Below are 18,796 nucleotides of genomic sequence, written 5' to 3'. Positions count from 1 at the left end.
GGCAAAGAGCCTGGGACTCATTTCACCCGAAACGTCCGGCCTGAGAATTTGTAGACCAATATCAGGGCCGCCAGCATATAGACAACAGCAGAGAGCACTACAATAAAAGCAAAAATCCCGGGCTCGCTCTTGAACTGCATGGCTATAAAACCGGCTGCCAGCACGATACTGTTCACAATCGTAAAGAACGGATTCTTCACATTCAACTCGGTACTGTACGGCTGGAAGATGTAATACATGAACAGATGATGCACCGAGAAGAACAGGGACAGGGCCACAATGGTCACGCAAAAGATAACCGCATCCGCAGCGCCCCAGCTCTCACCCGACAGCAGGATCAGCAGATTCACCGCCAGGCAGATCGCGGCAGCCGGAATCAGATTAAGCAGGCTGATGCGCAGCAGCCGGATCCGGAAGTTGCTCAGGATCGCCGACTGTTCGCGGTAGAACCCGTAACGCAGCAGACTGAGATCACAGTTGTAGAACATAGCCTTGCAGACACGTTCACCGATGGAGGTGTAATTCATAAGGATCAGAAAGGTCGGCAAAGCGCTGATCAGATAATGGGCCATTCTGTTAAAAGCTGCTTCCGAGAACAGCAGCGTCAGCAAGGCAGCCGCGAAGAGTGCGCCAATAATCACCAGGCGCCGCTGCACTGGATGAATGAGTAACCGCCGGTGGCGCGAGAAAAATATCGCATTCAGATAAGCATACCCGCTTTTGCCTGCGAATTGTCCGTGGTTCAGCTGCTCCGCCGTGTACTGTTGCTCCCGGGTTGCGACATCCTTCACCCGTGCCTCCTTCATCATGCGTCCCATATCCAGCAGCGGATCATCAATTTTGGTCACGGCATCCACTGCATTGCGGTAATCCGGATAACGGGCGATGTAGACTGCACAGAGGGCTCCCAGCACGGTCACACCAAGCACCAGAGGCAGACTGAACAACGTAGGACTGTCCACCAACGCAAATCCCGGGAGCAGAGGTACATAAGCCAGCAGGTATCCTGCACCAATGGCGGTCCAGACCCAGCTAGTTTTTTTGACAACCACAATGCCGTATTTATCAAAAAACCACAAATGCAGGGCCTCGCAGGCAATACGCCAGAAGGTCAGCAGCAGAGCAAGAACACCTCCCTGCCACAGCGGAGCCCCCAGAAGATTCCCGAAAACCATCATCGCCGGGATAAACGTAACCGCAAAGCTGATCCCGCGCAGCGCCAGCGTAACACGCATATATCTCTCCGCAGGGAGCCTCATTAGCTTCACGAATATATACTTGTCCCGTTTGGGCTCCAGAATAACCGCGCTGGAAACCGCAGCGACCAGAAAGCTTAAACAGAGCAGGACCTGCAGGTACAGCTGATATTGTGCTGAAAGCGTTAAGGTTAATTCACCGCCTGCAAGCTTTACGGGCAAATAGACCATAAGCCCCAAATAGGCAAACTTGGACAAGAAGGCCCAGATGGCTTTGAGGATATAGACGATTACCGATAAAGTCTGCTTAAGCGCCGTCTCAGAATAGACTGAAGCCGGTACCAGCTTGCCGATAACGGGGATTTTTCTGAAATAGAACATCAGCCGGTTAGCGCCGGACATCCCGCGAATCTCCATGATCGCCCTCAGCGTGCTAATCATGGTCTCCATCCTTCAGCAGCGCGATAATCTGCTCCTCGAACTCCGGACTGCGCAGCGTTTCCGCGGGAATCTCACGGAGCGAGCCATTATTCAGAATTACCAGCTCATCACAGAGATCGGCAGCCAGCTGCAGGATATGGGTGGAGAAAATAATAATATGCTTCTGCTTCATCTCACGCAGCAGCTTCTTGATCTCAAGCGCGACCACCACATCAAAGGAGGTCAGCGGCTCATCCAGCAGAATCAGCGGCGGCCGGGAAATGATGAAGCAGAGCATTTGAATTTTGTTCTTCATCCCGTGGGAGTAGCCCTTAATCAGGCGATGGCGGTCCTCCTCCTCAAAACGGATGATATCAAAATACTCTTCGATACTTCTGCCCGGTTCTATTTTATCCTTATTGATATCCATGTAGAACTTCACAAACTCATAACCCGTTAAGAAATCCGGCAGAATCGGCAGGGAAAAGACGTAGCCGATCTCCTCTTCGCGAAGCGGAAGACTCACTTCCTCCCGCCGCAGAAACGCCCCGCCGCTGTCCATGCGTATCTCACCGCTGAGGCAGTTGAACAGCGAGGTTTTGCCGGCACCGTTGCGTCCCAGGAGCCCGTAAATCTTGCCTTGCTCGAAGGTGAAGTCAATTCCCTTCAGCACTTCCTTACCGTCAAAGCTCTTGCGTATATTATCCAAAATGAGCTCCATGCCTGCACCTCCGTTTCTTAATGCGGTATTTCTATAAAAAAGGTATGACAGGCGGTTAAACCTGCCGGCCATACCTCCGTGATACGCTATTATTCCTCTGGTTGTTCAACCGGGGCGGCCGATGGTAATACGGCCGGTTTCGGTTTACCCGGGAGGGCGGTTACTGGCGCTCCGGTATATTCGGCAGATGCTGCCAGCTCCGGCTTGCCTTTGGTTTGGGTCAACCCTTTGATCAGCGCTTCGACATCAATGCCGGACACGCTTTTCAGCATCTCAGGGGCCGTCGCCATCAGTTGGGTCACATAATTGCTGACCCGGGCCGCGCCTTCCCCGTTGCCGGTATCCACAACCGTCAGCTTATCAATGGAAGCCAGCGGCTCGGCAATCTTCCCGGCCAGCTCCGGCAGCATTTTGACGATAATATCGAGCACCGCCGCTTCGCCGAACTTCTGGAAGGCTTCCGCCAGCTTCTCTTTGGCTTCCGCTTCGGCCAGACCGCGCAGCCGGATAACTTCCGCTTCTGCCTTACCCTTGGCCAGTTCGGCATCCGCGACTGCCTGCCCTTCCAGACGTTTCTGCTCGGAGGTCGCTTTAGCCTGAGTCTCAATACTGTACTGCAGCGCATCCGCTTCACGCATCCGCTTGGCCTTGTCGGCTTCCGCCGCCTGCTCCACCGCATAACGGTCAGCTTCCGCTTTCTTCTTCACTTCCGCATCATACTGCTTCTCGCGAACCTGGATTTCCTTGGTCTGCAAATCAATTTCGCGTTCCTTGCGGACCAGCTCGACCTTCATCTGCTCTTCAACCACCGTCTGCTTGGCCCGCGCCTCCTGAATATGGTACGCCTGGTCCGCTTCCGCTTTGGCGGTATCCTGATCACGTTTGAACGCCGCTACCTTCAGCTGGTTCTCCTTCGAGGCTTCGGCGATATTGGTATCACGCAGCAGTTCTGCCTTCTGCCCCTGCTCTTCGGCATTGGCCTTCTGAATCCGCGCATCCCGCACAGCCTCGGCTTCAGCAATCTCTGCATCCCGCTTCACTGCGGCAATCCGCGGCTTACCCAGCGCTTCCAGATATCCGTGCTTATCACGCACATCCTTAATGGTGAACGAGACGATCTGCAGCCCCATCTTCTTCAAATCACGGGCTGCAACACCTTGAACCTCCTGGGCGAAACGGTCCCGGTTGCGGTAGACCTCTTCAACGGTCATTGAACCGAGTATCGCCCGCAGATGGCCTTCGAGTACTTCCTGGGCTTCGCTCTTCAGCGCCTCAATCGGTTTGCCCATGAACTGCTCGGCTGCCGTAGCTACATCTTCGGTCGAGCTGCCCACCTTAATGATCGCGACCCCATCGGCAATAACCGGAACACCCTGCTCGGTGTAGACCTCCGGGGTCGTCACGTCGAGCTTATGGGAGAGCAGTGACATGAACTCTGCCTTCTGAAAGACCGGCAGAATGAACGCACCGCCGCCGCGGACAATTTTGATTTTGCGGCCGGAGCCGTCATCTGAGATATGATTACTGCCCAGGAAGGAGCCGGTAACGATCATCCCTTCATCAGGTCCTACCGTTTTGTAACGGGCCCAGAACGCAATACCAAGTACAAATAATACAGCCACAACGACTGCAGGAATAAACAAAAAATCAGGAATACCGAACATTAAGAATCCTCTCCTCTTCTCTCTTCGAATTCTGACACAAGGGCTACCCCCTCGCGGACCTCCACAACTACAACCTTGATACCGGCCGGCAGCAGATGCTGTTCAAAGCTGGCCGCCGTATGCAGACTGTTACCAGCGCCGAACTTTACCATAATCTCTCCGTAGCCTGCAGCAGGTACCGGGACGGTAACCTCGCCGATTCTGCCCGGCAGCTCATTCATTGAGAATCCGTTCGACATTTCGCTGTTCCTCATTGGCTTCACGACAACAAGATGCAGCACTACTCCCATAAAAGCCGCAATCAGCAGGGACAAGGCAAGAATTGCGCCATCTTCCAGTCCACTGTAGCGGCTAAGCAGTACCCCCGCTCCGCCGAACACCGTTACTCCGCCCGCCAAGATGGCAGGATTGACGAAATCAAAAGATACGAAGTCAAAAACCCCGTGCAGAGCGCCTCCGATCAGGTCGCCTACAAGTACACTGACTACAGCAAAAATAATGCCCAGCGCCAAACAGCCCAAATACAGCGTTTGCATGTTTGTCTCCTCCCGTCTTTACTTCCGGACTGTCATACTAGTTTAAACGCTGAAACCATGTCCTTGGTTTCACAAAGTTGGGTATTAATCTCAATATTGTATCTCTGGAGAGAGATTATTTAGGGATCTTCATGTTAAAAAACCGCTCCCGGCGAACGGGAACGGCTGAACAATGGTGCAGCAAATAGGGTTAACCATTGCCGGTATGTCTATCCAGCTGCCTTACAGGGCCAGCTTACAAGGTCAACTGCCTGTAAATGAATTTACAGAGCCAGCTTGTAAATCTCTACAACATCCTCACGCTGAAGCTTGCGGAAGTTGCCGAATGGGCCAAAACGGACAGCCTTGTCAGCCATATTGCCGATTTCGCTGTCATCGATGTCATAATCACCTAGCGTCTTCGGAGCCCCGATCGAATCCCAGAAGCTGCGAAGCGCCACGATGCCTTCAAGCCCGACCTCTTCATCGCTTCTGCCGGCCGGATCGATGCCGAATACGTTCACTGCCAATTGGCGGAACCGGGCTGGGTTCGTACTGAGGTTATACTTCATCCATTGCGGGAACAGAATGGCCAATCCTCCGCCATGCGGAATATCGTAAACTGCGGATACGGCATGCTCAATATTGTGGGTAGCCCAGTCACCGGCAAAGCCCATGCTGACCATCCCGTTCAGTGCCATGGTGCCGCAGTACATGATGGTCTCACGCAGTTCGTAGTTATTCAGATCTTCGATCAGCTTGGGTGCAGTCTCGATTACAGTACGAAGCAGGGTTTCACAGAAGCCGTCCTGTACCGGTGTGTTGCCGTCTGTGTGGAAATAATGCTCCAGTGTATGGGACATGATGTCCACCATGCCGTAGACCGTCTGATCACGCGGCAGGGAGAAGGTATTCTCAGGATCAAGAATCGAGAATGCCGGATAGGCATGCACGCTGCCCCAGCCCATTTTCTCCTTAGTCACTTCATTTGTAATTACCGAGCCGTTGTTCATTTCCGAACCGGTAGCCGCCATTGTCAGCACAGTCCCCAGCGGAAGAGCTCCCTGAGGCGCCGCTTTGCGCTCCACGAAGTCCCACATATCCCCATCGTACTTCGCACCGACAGCTACAGCCTTGGCACAATCCAGCACACTGCCGCCGCCGACGGCGAGTATCAGCTCGATTCCGTTCTCGCGGCATAAATCCACGCCTTGATGTACGTTAGACAGGCGCGGGTTAGGCTCCACTCCGGCCAATTCCGTCACTACAGCTCCGATGGCATTCAGCTCAGCAATTACTTTGTCGTACAGGCCGCTGCGCTTGATGCTGCCGCCGCCGTACATCAGCAGTACATTCTTGCCGTATTTCGGCACTTCGGTGCGGAGTGCCTGCAATGTCCCTTGTCCAAAAATCAGCTTGGTAGGGTTATAGAACTCAAACTTACGCATATGGGTAAACCTCCATGAGTATATGAATGTGACGCACTTGTATATTATAGACCTCCGGCTTGCCGCATTCAAATGGCTGCGAAGAAGGGGCAAAAGGTCGGTATCGTGTTTAAAAGACACGGCGTACCCTTAACGCCTGCCTAGCACAAATTCAAAGGGATTTATCCCTTTAATTTCCGCCTGACGCCCGATTTCGGCGGATTTAGGGGGATTTATCCCTTTGATTCCCCCATATCGCCCACGTCCGGCGGGATCAAAGGGATTCTGCCCCTCATTTCCTCCCATCGCCCGATTTCGGCGGAATCAGGGGCACTTCTGCACCTCATTTCCTCCCGTCGCCCACTTTCAGCGAAATCAGGGGCACTTCTGCCCCTCATTTCCTCCCGTCGCCCGATTTCGGCGGAATCAGGGGCACTTCTGCCCCTCATTTCCTCCCGTCGCCCACTTTCAGCGAAATTAGGGGCACTTCTGCCCCTCATTTCCTCCCATCGCCCGATTTCGGCGGAATCAGGGGCACTTCTGCCCCTCATTTCCTCCCGTCGCCCACTTTCAGCGAAATTAGGGGCACTTCTGCACCTCATTTCCTCCCGTCGCCCGCTTTCAGCGGAATCAGGGGCATTTCTGCCCCTCATTTCCTCCCGCCCCTCACTTCCGGCGGACACATCATTGCATCGCAGTTTCTCGCGCAATATAAAAATGTCCCCGCCGATACTCCGGCAGGGACATCCCATTTACAAGACACAGCAGTCTTAGTTGAACCCGCTGGTGTTCACGAACCGGCGGAATGCCGCCTGGCCTTCCGGTGTGCGTTTGTAGACTCCCGCATGCTCCAGAATATGCGTGAACTTGGTGCCTACCTCGTTCTGCACCGTCTTCACCGCTTCCTCGCGGCTCAGGGAGGTGCCGAAACGGCCGGCCAGCTCCGCGATCCAGGAGGCATGCTGCGCGAGCGGATGATCAGCGCCCTGGCTCTGGACCGCTTCCAGCAGCGCGGTGTCTCCGGCCAGAACGCCAGCGACAGCATCGAGCTCTTCCTTGAGGCGTCCCGGCAGAATCGCCAGGCCCATAACCTCAATTAGCCCGATGTTCTCCTTCTTGATGTGGTGCATTTCCCGGTGCGGGTGGAAAATCCCTTCGGGATATTCTTCGCTGGTCCGGTTGTTGCGCAGCACCAGATCCATCTCATAGCCGCCGTCTTCTGCCCGGCGGACAATAGGTGTAACCGTGTTATGCGGCACGCTCTCCCCGGCTTCTTCACTGAAGGCCAGGACATCAGCTGCCGGATCGCTGTAAGTCTTCCAGGCCTCATAGATACTGTTGCCGGCTTCCAGCAGCACGGCAGGATCTGCCCCCTGCATCCGCAGCACAGACATTGGCCATTTCACAATGCTAAGGCTAACGCCTGGATATGCAGCATGGGTGAAGCTATCCTCTTTGGGCGCCTTCTGGATGGGGAAGGTGTGGCGTCCGCCCTGGAAGTGATCATGGGTCAGAATGGAGCCGCCGACAATCGGCAGATCGGCATTCGAGCCGATGAAATAATGCGGGAAGGTTTCAACAAAGCTAAGCAGACGCTTCAGCGTATCCTTCGTCAGCTTCATCGGCACATGATCATGGTGGAACACGATACAATGCTCGTTATAGTACACATACGGCGAGTACTGGAAGAACCATTTCTCATTGTTCATCGCAAGAGGAATCACTCGCAGATTCTGGCGCGGCGGGTGATTGACCCGTCCGGCATAGCCGACATTCTCGCGGCAGAGCTGGCATTTCGGATAGACCGGCGGCGGGAGCAGCCGGGCCATGGCGATTTCCTTCGGGCTTTTCTCCGGTTTGGAGAGATTGATCGTCATCTCGATATCCCCGTACGGCGAATCCTGGAGCCAATACACATTCTTGGCCACCCGGTCCATACGGATATAGTTGGAATCAATACTCAGCTTATAAAAGCGGTCAGTGGCCGCCTGAATGCCCTGCCCCGCCTGGATCGCGGCGAACTCCGCATTTACCTCAGACGGCCGGGCCATCAGAAGGCCCATGATCTTGGCGTCCAGCAGATCGCGGTAAGTGTCCGTATTCTCCGGAATCAGCCCGGTCTCAAACCCGTAGTCGATCAATTGATCCAGCGGTGCCTGCGGACTCTCAAGCGGACCTTCAGTGAATTCACCGGCATACGGCTCACTGAAGCCGAACTGGTCCAGCAGTTCATTGCGGCTGTAATCAACGTCAGCAGGCTGAATCAGCTCCTTGTGCTGCGCGAACAGGACCAGCTGCTCAATCGCATACAATGCCTTCTCAGAGGCTGCAGCCGTAATATTATCGTTCTGCATTTCAATTCTCCTTATTTGCTGCAACCTGTATAGCTGAACTTAAGATATTAACTTAAGCCATAGACGTCACTACGGTGAATATTTGGACTTCCGGCCGCTGCCCGCCCCCAGATTTCTTGATTGACCCGCTGATTGCGGCTGAAATCCGGTGACTGCTGATGCTTCCGAAGCGAGCTTTCCTGCGGAAAGCTTTCAGGCGGTCGCTAACGCTCCTACAGTTCCAAAATCCCCCTTCGATCCTTCTGGCTTTTTATTTTTCTTTTGTTCATCTTATGATTGCCTATTCTTCAAGCCAGGCTTCCATACTGTTCACAACAAGTACAGTGACAGGCTTAGACGCCATACCCTTCCGGGTTCGCGGAGTGCCAGTTCCAGGCGCTTTGGATGATGCCTTCCAGATCGGCATGCTGCGGGTCCCAGCCCAGGATCGTCCGGGCTTTGGCCGAAGAAGCGACCAGTACTGCCGGATCACCGGCGCGGCGCTCCTGGATTACAACCGGGATGTCCAGGCCGGTTACCTTCTTCGCAGTCTCAATCACCTGCTTCACTGAGAAACCAAGGCCGTTGCCCAGGTTGAAGATATTGCTTGCACTGCCGCTGCGCAGGTAGGTTACCGCACGGACATGCGCATCCGCCAGATCGCTGACATGGATATAGTCTCGTACGCAGGTTCCGTCTTCTGTCGGGTAGTCTTCGCCGAAGACCGCGATGTTCTCCCGCTGCTTGAGTGCAGCCTGGAGCACCAGCGGAATCAGGTGACTCTCCGGACGGTGGTCTTCACCGATTTTGCCGCTGGCATGTGCACCTGCAGCATTGAAGTAGCGCAGCGCTACGTATTTGATGCCGAGCACCTTGTCGAACCAGGCCATCATGCGCTCCATGGTCAGCTTGGTCTCCCCATAAACATTCGCAGGTTCAGTGCGGTCCGTTTCTTCAATCGGCACCTTTTCCGGTTCGCCGTAGGTTGCGGCTGTGGAGGAGAAGACGATTTTATCCACTCCGGCATGCTGCATCGCTTCGAGAAGACACTGTGTACCGTACACGTTGTTGTCGTAATATTTTACCGGATCCTTCATGCTCTCGCCTACCAGAGAACTCGCTGCGAAATGGATTACCGCTTCAATCTTGTTCTCGGAGAAAAGCTTGGCCAGCAGTTCCTTGTCGCGCAGATCTCCCTCATACAGCTTGCCGCCCAGCAGCGCCTCGCGGTGCCCTGTCAGCAGATTGTCGATAACTACGACCTCTTCCCCGCGGTCCAGCAGCTCTGCTACTGTGTGGGAACCGATATATCCTGCTCCGCCCGTTACCAGAATCGCCATCTTATTTCACTCCTTTCAGTTCTTCAACGCCGTTGCCGATCGTGCATACATAGAACTCGCCCGTCAGACCGGATCTATTCTTGTAAGCTTCGCCGACTTCGGTAATGAAACGTTCCACATCATCCTCATGTACCAGAGATACTGTACATCCACCGAATCCGGCACCTGTCATACGCGAGCCGAGTGTTCCCGGAATACGCTGCGCTTCTTCAACCATAATGTCCAGCTCTTCGCAGCTGACTTCATAGAGGTCACGCAGGGAGACATGGGAATCGTTCATATAGAGTCCGAATTGCTTCAGGTCATTGTTCTTCAGGACTTCAACCGAGTCAAGTACACGCTGGTTCTCTTCCACCACATGACGGGCGCGGCGTCTAACGGTTTCGTCGGTGATTTTATGCTGATGAAGCTCGAATTGTTCAGGTTTAAGCTCGGCCAGATAAGACAGGGTTGGTACCTCTTGCTTCAAAATAGCCAGAGCCTCCTCGCATTGGCTGCGGCGTTCATTGTACTTGGAGTCCACAAGACCGCGCTTCTTGTTCGTATTGCCGATAACCAGCTTATATGAGCCAGTCACAAATGGAACCAGGCTGTATTCCAGAGTGTCACACATCAGCAGGATGGCCTGGTCGCGTTTGCCATTGGCGACAGCGAACTGGTCCATGATACCGGAGTTTACGCCGACATACTGGTTCTCCGCACGCTGCGACAGCAGGGCGATCTCTACAGTATCCGTGTCTCCACCAAGCAGTGTCAGGAAGGCATAACCTGTTACTACCTCGATAGAAGCGGAAGAGGATAAGCCCGAGCCGTTCGGAATTTCTCCGTGGAACAAGAGGTCATACCCTCCCGATACCGGAAGGTCCTTCTTGGCCAGCTCGACCATAACACCAACCGGATAGTCAACCCACTCGCCGGTTTTGGCTTTGCCGATTTCGCTGTAGCCGATAGAGGCTTCATAAGGGAAATTCGTCGATGCGAATTGAACCTTGCCGTCTGTACGCGGACGCACGATAAGGGTAGTTCCAAAGTCCAGTGCTGCCGGGAACACATAACCGCCGTTGTAGTCCAGATGCTCTCCGATGAGATTCACACGGCCTGGTGCGTAGAACACCCGCGCCTCTTCGCTGCTCTCTCCGTATTTCTCGATAAATTTACTGTTAAGTTCCTGTACGCTCATTATTGCCACTCCATCCTTTCGCTGCTTGTGCTTGGGCTTTCAACTTGTTTCCAACTTGCTTCCTTCATGCTTACATTATAATAAAATCAGACTTGCCCTGATAATGCAATCATGTGTGCAATACATGGACAAATGTGACTTCCAGCCGCCGGGAGGATATACTGGAGATAAAGATTCATTTCTGCGCTTCCCCTCATGCTTAGCTATGATAGCGTTATATTCAAGAAAGGCGGATGGCCGTTGGAACATACCTATTCCGTAGGATCAAATCCCGTGTATTTCGATCAGCAGCCTCTGCATGTGCTGTTCGCCGGGGAGAGCCAGACGCTTCCGCTGCATCAGGCCGGCCCCAAGATCTACGATTATTATCTGCTTCACTACATTGAGTCCGGCTCCGGTGTATTCCGGACCGAGCAGCGCAAGTATGAACTGGGAACGGGAGACTGCTTCCTGATCCACCCGGCCCAGCTGGTCAGCTACATCTCCGATCAGCAGCAGCCCTGGCGGTACCGCTGGGCCGCCTTCACCGGAGCGGAGGCGGAGCAGCTCGCCTTGCAGGCCGGATTCTCCCCGGAGAAGCCGGTCCTGACCTCGGCTGAGGGCAGTGTGATCCCGGGCGCACTCGCAGGGATGATGTCCGCCTTCTATGGGGGTAAGGAGAGCGCGCATCTGACCTCGCTCGGCTATCTTTACCTGATTGTCGGCGAAGCATCCGGTCTGCTGATCTCCTCGTCACGGTTGCCCGGGGCAGAATCGCAGGTCAAACGCACGGTGAAGCAAATGATCAACTATATGGCTTCCCAATATGCCCATCCGGTCTCCATTGAACAGATGTGCGGCAGCCTGGGCTATAACCGCGCTTATCTGTCACGCATCTTCAAGCAGGAGACCGGCCTCTCGCCGGTTACCTATCTGCTGAAGCTGCGCATCGAGAAGTCCCGCCAGCTGCTGCGTGAACGCCCCGAGCTATCGGTAGAGCAGGTCGCATCCTCCGTCGGCCTGACCGATGCCCTGTACTTCTCCCGGCAGTTCAAACGCTTTTGTGCCCAGTCCCCCAGCACTTACCGGCAGGCGACTGCCAATCCCGGGGAGAAATAGGCTCAGGAGAACATCCGGCGTTCTACCAGAACTCCGCTTAAGCCAACAGCCCGTTTCCTGTTCCGGAAGCGGGCTGTTACTTGTCAATTCTATAGATTACTCAGGCTTCATCCTCTGTTCCAAGGATCGTCTCAATCCGTTCCAGCTCTTCCTGCGAGAAATCACCATGCGCCAGAGCAGCGATATTCTCCTCGATCTGGCTTACACGGCTGGCGCCGATCAGCGCCGAGGTCACCTTGCCGCCGCGCAGCGTCCAGAGGAGCGCGAACTGGGCCAGGCTCTGGCCGCGTGCTACCGCCATCTGGTTGAGCGCGTGGATCTTGCGCAGCACCTCCGGCGTAATCCGGCTCTCATTCAGGAAGGCGGATGGCCCGGCGGCCCGGGAATCGCCGGGAATGCCGTTCAGGTATTTGCTGGTCAGCAGGCCCTGAGCCAGCGGGGTAAAAGCGATACTGCCGATGCCATGCTCCTCCAGCACATCCTGCAGCCCGCCTTCAATCCAGCGGTCGAGCATGGAATACCGCGGCTGATGAATCAGAAGCGGTGTTCCGAGCTCCTTCAGGATGCCAATTGCCTGCTCTGTCTGCTCAGCCGTGTAGTTGGACAAGCCGATGTAGAGCGCTTTACCTGAACGTACAGCATGATCCAGTGCTCCCATCGTTTCTTCCATCGGGGTTTCGGGGTCTGGACGGTGGGAATAAAAAATATCCACATAGTCCAGTCCCAGCCGTTTCAGGCTCTGGTCCAGGCTGGACAGAATATATTTGCGTGAACCCCAGTCGCCGTATGGGCCGGGCCACATATAATATCCCGCCTTGGTGGAGATTACCAGCTCGTCACGGTAGGGAGCGAGATCACGGGCAAGAACTTTGCCGAACAGTTCCTCTGCCGAGCCTGCCGGAGGACCATAGTTGTTAGCCAGATCGAAATGGGTAATTCCGAGATCGAAAGAGCGGGTGATCATCTCGCGGCCATTCTCATAAGTGTCGATGCCGCCGAAATTATGCCACAGGCCCAGTGAAATTGCCGGAAGCTTGAGGCCCGACCTGCCGGTGCGGTTATAACGCATGACTTCATACCGTTCATCGCTAGCCACATATACCATTGCTTATCCCTGCCTCTCGTTTCCTCAGTTATTGCAATACCCTATTTTAAACTCCGTACAGACTTTGTAATCTTCACCCCGGGGAAAAGCTTGAAATCCTCATCCGAGCAGTCCTTGTATTCTGCCCATCACATCGCCAATCCGGTCCGTAATGATCAGATCTGCCTGATGGTCGTACGGGGTCGGATCGCCGTTAAGCAGCACCGTATGCCTTCCCCGGAAGTAGGTGATCAGGCTTGCCGCCGGCTGGACTGTGAGCGAAGTGCCGCCAATCAGCAGCAGGTCTGCTGCCGCAATCGCCGCCACTGCTTCGACCAGCACATCATGATCGAGCGCTTCCTCATAGAGCACCACATCCGGCTTAATGATGCCGCCGCACTCCGGGCACAGCGGCACAGCAGCCGTCTGCTCCAGAATCTGCTCCAGACCGTAATAGGTATTGCAGTCCATGCAGTGATTGCGGTGAATCGAGCCGTGCAGCTCCAGCACCCGGCGGCTTCCCGCCAGCTGGTGCAGACCGTCGATATTCTGTGTAATGATTGCCTTCAGCTTGCCCTTGGCTTCAAGTTCAGCCAGCAGCCGGTGGGCCCCGTTCGGCTTCGCCTCGGGATGAATCATCTTACTGCGGTAGAAATCAAAAAAAATGTCCGGCGAGGACATGAAAAAGCTGCGGCTCAGCATCACTTCAGGCGGATACGGAGAGTTATGCTGAGCCTGATATAGACCGGCCGCCGAACGAAAATCCGGTATGCCGCTCTCCGTTGATGTTCCGGCGCCGCCAAAAAAAACAATATTCCCGCTGTCTTTGATCCAGGAAGCCAGTAGCTGCAATTGATCCATAGAGTCCCACGTTTCCTCTCTGTACAGAAATGAAATCAGAATGTAACCCGGAGCTGGGCATAGCCGGAAACAACAATATCCGCATCCAGCAGGTGGGCTGCGGTCCCATCTGGAGACAGACCCACAGCAAGCCGCAGTCCGGCACCCTTGCCCAGCTGCATATCCGCATTGCTGTCACCGATAATGACCGTCTCGCCGGGCAGCAGGCCCAGCTCCCGGCAGGCCGTCTCGGCCATCTCCGGTGCAGGCTTGCCGTGCTTCACTCTGTCTCTGGTGACGACGGAATGGAAATACCCGGAAATCCCAAGCCACTCCAGATGCTCACGGGTAGTGGCCATATGGTCTGAGGTCACGACACCGAGTTTCAGGGAAGCGGCCGCACACTGCTCCAGAAAAGCATGCAGCCCCGGCATCGCCACCGCCGCCCTCTGCCGGCGCAGCTCGTTCATAGCTTGCTTGGAGATCGCATTCACCTGCGTTACCGCTTCATTCCAGGGAACACCGGCAGCATACAGCTGCCAGGCCAGAATCCCGATCGTTTCTTCAGCGGTCGCCATAGAGAGCGGTCCGGAGGGGTCATACCCGGTCACCTTGCCGGTGGCATCATGAACCGTACCCAGCACAGAAGCAAGCTCCGGCCCGCCTCGCGGCAGGCCGCCGATTATTGCCAGCTGGCTGCCCAGCCCCTTCAGAATCAGGTCCGCCCAGCTTCCCCAGGTGGCAAGCAGATCCAGCAGCGTTCCATCCTTGTCGAACAAGATGCCCCTGCACGGAACGGATATCTCATTAATATGCAATTCAGGCATTCAGACTGACACTCCTCTCCCAGGCGGAGTTACTTCCGTTATTCGGTGCTCACTTGCTCTGACGCAGGTTCCCTATCCAATCCAGCAAGGCCCGCGCAGTGCGGTTCTGCTGCTCTTCCTCTGTGATGGTGGCTATGCCGTCACCCTTCTGAGGGCCGTAGCTACCGAACTGGGCATGATTGCCTCCATTGACCGCCGTGTATACCGTGTTGCCCGGAAGATAGGCGCGGCCTTTATTATAGCTCTCCTGATCAACCACCTTGTCCTCGGTACCCAGCACCGACAATACGGACAGCGTAGTATTCTTTAAACTGCCTTTCTCATCCGGGTAGGAAGCCAGAAAAAAAACGCCTTCCAGCTGGTCGGCATGAGCTGCAGCGAAGCGCGAGGCCATTACCCCGCCAAGCGAGTGCCCGCCAAGCACAAAGGACTGCTTCGGATGCACGCGGATGATCTCTTCGGCAGCATTCCCCTTGATCACTGCCAGGTTAAGCGGCATTCTTGCGATATAGAACGGGTGGCCGGCTGCTGCAATTTTCCTGGCAAGCGGAGCATAAGCTTCCGCCTCGACCAGTGCGCCGGGATAAAAGATCACGGCGGTGCCGAGTGCAACCGACGGCTCGAACGAGATCCAGTTGTCATTCTGCTCTACTGTAATTCCCCCGGCAGAGACAAGTGCAGTCTCAGCTCTTTCAGCAGGCTGATACGGAGTCAGGTACTTCCATATAAACACCCCAGCCACCAGCAGAATCAATACAATTCCTATAAGCACATTGCGTTTGGTACTGCTTTTTCTCAATAGAGTTCACTCCCGGATACTGCATACAGAAAATTATAGTGTAATCAATGAAATCAAACAACCTTCAACACTTCGCCACATCTAGCGACCATGAGAGCGCTTACCATTGTGATATATTTCACTATTTATTTACCGAAAATCATGTATTTTAAAATTAAAGTATTAAGCAATGCGCAAACCGCATTTATTGGAGGTAACGTCATGATCCGGGAAAGCTCGCTCGACACGCGTGGAGAAACGTTTTTTCTTAATTTACGCTTCATGCTTATTGTAACTGTCTTTGTGGCCAATGCGATCGAACCCCTGATTCTTGAAATGAGCGGACTCCACACCCTGTACCAATGGATCTTCAGCTTTCACATGCCGCTGTTTGTGCTCGTGACCGGTTACTTTGCCCGTAAAAGCTTACAGGGCTCAGCCGGCCGTAAGGTGCTGCTGCAGATTGGACTGCAATATATTATTTTTCAGAGCCTCTACTCGGCACTCGACATTTCCTTCTTCCATGTAAATAACATACAGCATTCCTTCTTCGCTCCTTACCTGCTCCTGTGGTTCCTGGCCAGCCACGCCTTCTGGCGTCTGCTCATGCTGGGGATGAGCCGCTGGAGCAAGAGCGCCCAGTTTGCCTTTGCCATAGCCGCAGGTGTGGCTGTAGGTTATCTGCAGCTGGATGGCATCTGGTTCAGCATCAGCCGCACCTTTGTTTACCTGCCCTTTTTCGTCATCGGAACTCATTTCTCCTTCGGAGCTTTCGTTAAGCTGTATCAGCAATATGTCAAAACCGCTGCCGCTGCCGCTTCACTCCTGTTGCTTATCGTGATGGGCTTAGCGGGACGCGGTCTCCCGATGGGCTGGCTGTTGGGCAGTATGACCTATATGCAGCTCGGTGCCCATGAATGGTATGCGGGGGTGTTCCGGCTCGCTGTGTATGCTTTGCAATTTGCCGCTTCCCTGGCGTTCCTGGGCCTGGTCCCTTACGGGTTAAGCCGCATGACAGATTTGGGACGCCGCACCCTCTACGTCTTCCTGCTTCATGGATTTATTGTCCGGGCAGCTGCCGTTTCCGGCCTGTATGCCTATATCGGAAATGCTGCCGGAGCCGCACTGCTGATTGCAGGCGCAGTATCCTGCACGGTGCTGCTGGCCCAGCCCGCTGTCAAACGTATGCTGAACCCGCTGGTTGAGCCGTCTGTAGACTGGATGATCTCGCTCCAGCGCGCCGCCATCAGACGCTCACTTTAGTAATTATTTACTGAAACCTCTTCCCTTCTTGATATGTAGAAGCCTGTCCCGCCGCGGATAGGCTTTTTGTTTATGAATGCCTGTGGAGGACAGTGTAGCCGTTTCCATTCGTGTGCCGGGAGATGACTGCGACAAACTTCACATTGCCCGGTAGAAAAATGAGGTTTTTTGTGATAGACTCTCTATTAACGTTCGTATCCAATCCGCTTATTTTATAGAAACGGCTCCGCCCTACTTCTGTTCACTGCATGAAGCTGGACCTTGTTCCTTCTATAAACCGCAGACACGCAGCCTCTGGGATTGCAATGCGTTAATGCGGCACTATATTTGTTCTCACCGTTCCAAGAGGTTAGGCTCACAATACTTTTAGGGGGAAATCTCATCATGGCAAACAAGAAAATGCGTTCAGACATGATCAAAAAGGGCTTTGACCGCGCTCCACACCGCAGCCTTCTGCGGGCCGCAGGCGTTAAGGAAGAGGATTTCGGCAAGCCGTTTATCGCAGTCTGCAATTCCTATCTCGACATTGTACCGGGTCATGTGCATCTGCAGGAATTCGGCAAAATCGTTAAGGAAGCTATCCGTGAAGCCGGCGGGGTTCCATTCGAATTCAATACCATCGGCGTAGATGACGGTATTGCCATGGGACATATCGGAATGCGCTATTCGCTCCCAAGCCGCGAGATTATTGCCGATTCTGTGGAAACGATGGTTTCCGCTCACTGGTTCGATGGAATGGTGTGCATTCCCAATTGCGATAAAATCACCCCGGGCATGATGATGGGCGCACTGCGCGTCAACATCCCGACGATCTTCGTCAGCGGCGGACCGATGAAGGCCGGCGTAGACAGCAAAGGCAAGAAGCTCTCCCTGACATCCGTGTTCGAAGGCGTTGGCGCCCATCAGGTCGGCAAGATCAATGACGCTGAACTGCTTGAACTGGAACAATTCGGCTGTCCAACCTGCGGATCATGTTCGGGTATGTTCACAGCCAATTCCATGAACTGTCTGGCTGAAGCTATGGGCCTCGCTCTCCCGGGCAACGGCACCATTCTGGCTGTTGCCGAAGAACGCAGAGATTTCGTCCGCAAATCAGCTACACAGCTAATGGAACTGATCAAGCTGGATCTGAAACCGCGTGATATCGTAACCCATGAATCGTTGGACAATGCCTTTGCGCTGGATATGGCTATGGGCGGCTCCACCAACACTGTGCTGCATACCCTGGCACTGGCTCAGGAAGCTGAAATCGACTATCCGCTGGAGCGTATCAATGAAGTAGCCAACCGCGTGCCTTATCTGGCCAAGCTGGCTCCGGCATCCGATATCTTCATCGAGGATGTGGACCGGGCAGGCGGCGTCAGCGCTGTGCTGAACGAGCTGCTGAAGAAGCCGGGTGCCATCTTCGGCGACTGCATGACCGTAACCGGCAAGACTCTGGCCGAGAATGTCACGGGTCATGAGATTCAGGATACGTCAGTTATTCATACAATAGACAACCCTTATTCCCCAGTAGGCGGATTGGCTGTACTCTACGGCAACCTGGCTCCGGAAGGCTCCATCATCAAGGTTGGTGCCGTAGATGCTTCCGTTGGCGGCTACCACAAAGGACCTGCCATCTGCTTCGACTCCCAGGAGCAGGCGCTGGAAGGGATCGCGAACGGCAAGGTCAAAGAAGGCCATGTCGTTGTTATCCGGTATGAAGGTCCGAAGGGCGGACCGGGTATGCCGGAAATGCTGGCACCGACTTCGCAGATCGTCGGTATGGGTCTTGGCGCCAAGGTCGGCCTGATCACCGACGGCCGGTTCTCCGGAGCGTCCCGCGGCATCAGTATCGGCCACATCTCGCCGGAAGCGGCTGAGGGCGGACCGATTGCTTTTGTCGAGGATGGTGACATCATCGAACTGGACCTGAAGGGCCGCAAGATCGAGCTGCTGGTTGAAGAAGAAGTGCTGGCTGTCCGCCGCAGCGGCTGGAAAGGCTTCGAACCGAAGGTGAAGACCGGTTACCTGGCCCGCTACTCCAAGCTGGTTACCAATGCAAGCAAAGGCGGCGTGCTGAAGATCTAATCGGCTGCAGCGCAGTGAACTGATACAGCAGAGGAACTGA

At 54.5% G+C, this 18,796-nt stretch carries 15 protein-coding genes; 3 read left to right on the top strand and 12 right to left on the bottom strand.

Annotated features, from left to right (window positions below; genetic code table 11):
* Positions 1-17 precede the first annotated feature (17 nt).
* The 8 genes from R50912_RS08905 to R50912_RS08865 form a co-directional block, all read right to left on the bottom strand.
* On the bottom strand, positions 18-1,637 hold the full coding sequence (locus tag R50912_RS08905; RefSeq protein WP_042234089.1) for a hypothetical protein: 1,620 nt from the start codon (positions 1,635-1,637) through the stop codon (positions 18-20).
* Positions 1,630-2,337 carry an ABC transporter ATP-binding protein gene (locus R50912_RS08900; RefSeq protein ID WP_042234087.1) on the bottom strand — a complete coding sequence of 236 codons (708 nt, stop codon included), beginning with the start codon at positions 2,335-2,337 and terminating at the stop codon, positions 1,630-1,632. Before R50912_RS08900 ends, R50912_RS08905 begins: the two co-directional genes overlap by 8 nt.
* Before the next feature lie 89 nt (positions 2,338-2,426).
* Entirely contained in the window at positions 2,427-4,001 is a 1,575-nt protein-coding gene (locus tag R50912_RS08895; protein WP_042234084.1) for a flotillin lipid rafts scaffold protein FloT, read from the bottom strand.
* Positions 4,001-4,537, bottom strand: coding sequence for an NfeD family membrane protein (locus tag R50912_RS08890; RefSeq protein ID WP_042234082.1), 537 nt, complete (start codon positions 4,535-4,537; stop codon positions 4,001-4,003). The genes R50912_RS08895 and R50912_RS08890 overlap by 1 nt, the downstream gene beginning before the upstream one ends.
* A gap of 263 nt (positions 4,538-4,800) precedes the next feature.
* The gene (locus R50912_RS08885) at positions 4,801-5,964 is read right to left on the bottom strand and encodes an iron-containing alcohol dehydrogenase (protein ID WP_042234081.1); all 1,164 of its coding nucleotides are present in this window, start codon (positions 5,962-5,964) and stop codon (positions 4,801-4,803) included.
* Between the two features lie 749 nt (positions 5,965-6,713).
* Positions 6,714-8,297 (bottom strand): UDP-glucose--hexose-1-phosphate uridylyltransferase, encoded by a 1,584-nt coding sequence (locus R50912_RS08875; RefSeq protein WP_042234077.1) that lies wholly within the window; start codon positions 8,295-8,297, stop codon positions 6,714-6,716.
* Between the two features lie 332 nt (positions 8,298-8,629).
* Complete coding sequence (gene galE / locus R50912_RS08870) at positions 8,630-9,616, bottom strand: UDP-glucose 4-epimerase GalE (protein ID WP_042234075.1); 987 nt, start codon at positions 9,614-9,616, stop codon at positions 8,630-8,632.
* Position 9,617: 1 nt separating this feature from the next.
* Positions 9,618-10,796, bottom strand: a complete 1,179-nt coding sequence (locus R50912_RS08865; protein ID WP_042234073.1) for a galactokinase — start codon at positions 10,794-10,796, stop codon at positions 9,618-9,620.
* A 240-nt stretch (positions 10,797-11,036) separates the two neighbouring features.
* Between R50912_RS08865 and R50912_RS08860 the strand changes: the two genes are divergently transcribed.
* Complete coding sequence (locus tag R50912_RS08860; RefSeq protein WP_231637808.1) at positions 11,037-11,894, top strand: AraC family transcriptional regulator; 858 nt, start codon at positions 11,037-11,039, stop codon at positions 11,892-11,894.
* A gap of 100 nt (positions 11,895-11,994) precedes the next feature.
* Here the strand turns inward: R50912_RS08860 and mgrA are convergent, their stop codons facing one another.
* The 4 genes from mgrA to R50912_RS08840 all read right to left on the bottom strand — a co-directional run bounded on the left by mgrA (position 11,995) and on the right by R50912_RS08840 (position 15,444).
* Positions 11,995-12,999 (bottom strand): L-glyceraldehyde 3-phosphate reductase, encoded by a 1,005-nt coding sequence (gene mgrA, locus R50912_RS08855; protein WP_042234069.1) that lies wholly within the window; start codon positions 12,997-12,999, stop codon positions 11,995-11,997.
* A gap of 99 nt (positions 13,000-13,098) precedes the next feature.
* The gene (locus R50912_RS08850) at positions 13,099-13,839 is read right to left on the bottom strand and encodes an NAD-dependent protein deacylase (protein WP_042234068.1); all 741 of its coding nucleotides are present in this window, start codon (positions 13,837-13,839) and stop codon (positions 13,099-13,101) included.
* Between the two features lie 35 nt (positions 13,840-13,874).
* Complete coding sequence (locus R50912_RS08845; RefSeq protein ID WP_042234066.1) at positions 13,875-14,645, bottom strand: HAD family hydrolase; 771 nt, start codon at positions 14,643-14,645, stop codon at positions 13,875-13,877.
* A 49-nt stretch (positions 14,646-14,694) separates the two neighbouring features.
* On the bottom strand, positions 14,695-15,444 hold the full coding sequence (locus R50912_RS08840; RefSeq protein WP_042234063.1) for an alpha/beta hydrolase: 750 nt from the start codon (positions 15,442-15,444) through the stop codon (positions 14,695-14,697).
* Positions 15,445-15,645: 201 nt separating this feature from the next.
* Between R50912_RS08840 and R50912_RS08835 the strand changes: the two genes are divergently transcribed.
* Both R50912_RS08835 and ilvD read left to right on the top strand, forming a co-directional pair.
* The gene (locus tag R50912_RS08835; protein ID WP_042234060.1) at positions 15,646-16,686 is read left to right on the top strand and encodes an acyltransferase family protein; all 1,041 of its coding nucleotides are present in this window, start codon (positions 15,646-15,648) and stop codon (positions 16,684-16,686) included.
* A gap of 384 nt (positions 16,687-17,070) precedes the next feature.
* Positions 17,071-18,756: a dihydroxy-acid dehydratase gene (gene ilvD, locus R50912_RS08830; protein ID WP_042234058.1), complete on the top strand. Its 1,686-nt coding sequence runs from the start codon at positions 17,071-17,073 to the stop codon at positions 18,754-18,756.
* Positions 18,757-18,796 lie beyond the last annotated feature (40 nt).

Origin of the sequence: Paenibacillus sp. FSL R5-0912 (assembly GCF_000758605.1) — a bacterium.
Lineage (GTDB): Bacteria > Bacillota > Bacilli > Paenibacillales > Paenibacillaceae > Paenibacillus_AQ.
Note: the sequence above shows the minus strand (reverse complement) of the source record. Positions and strands in the feature narration are given on the sequence as shown.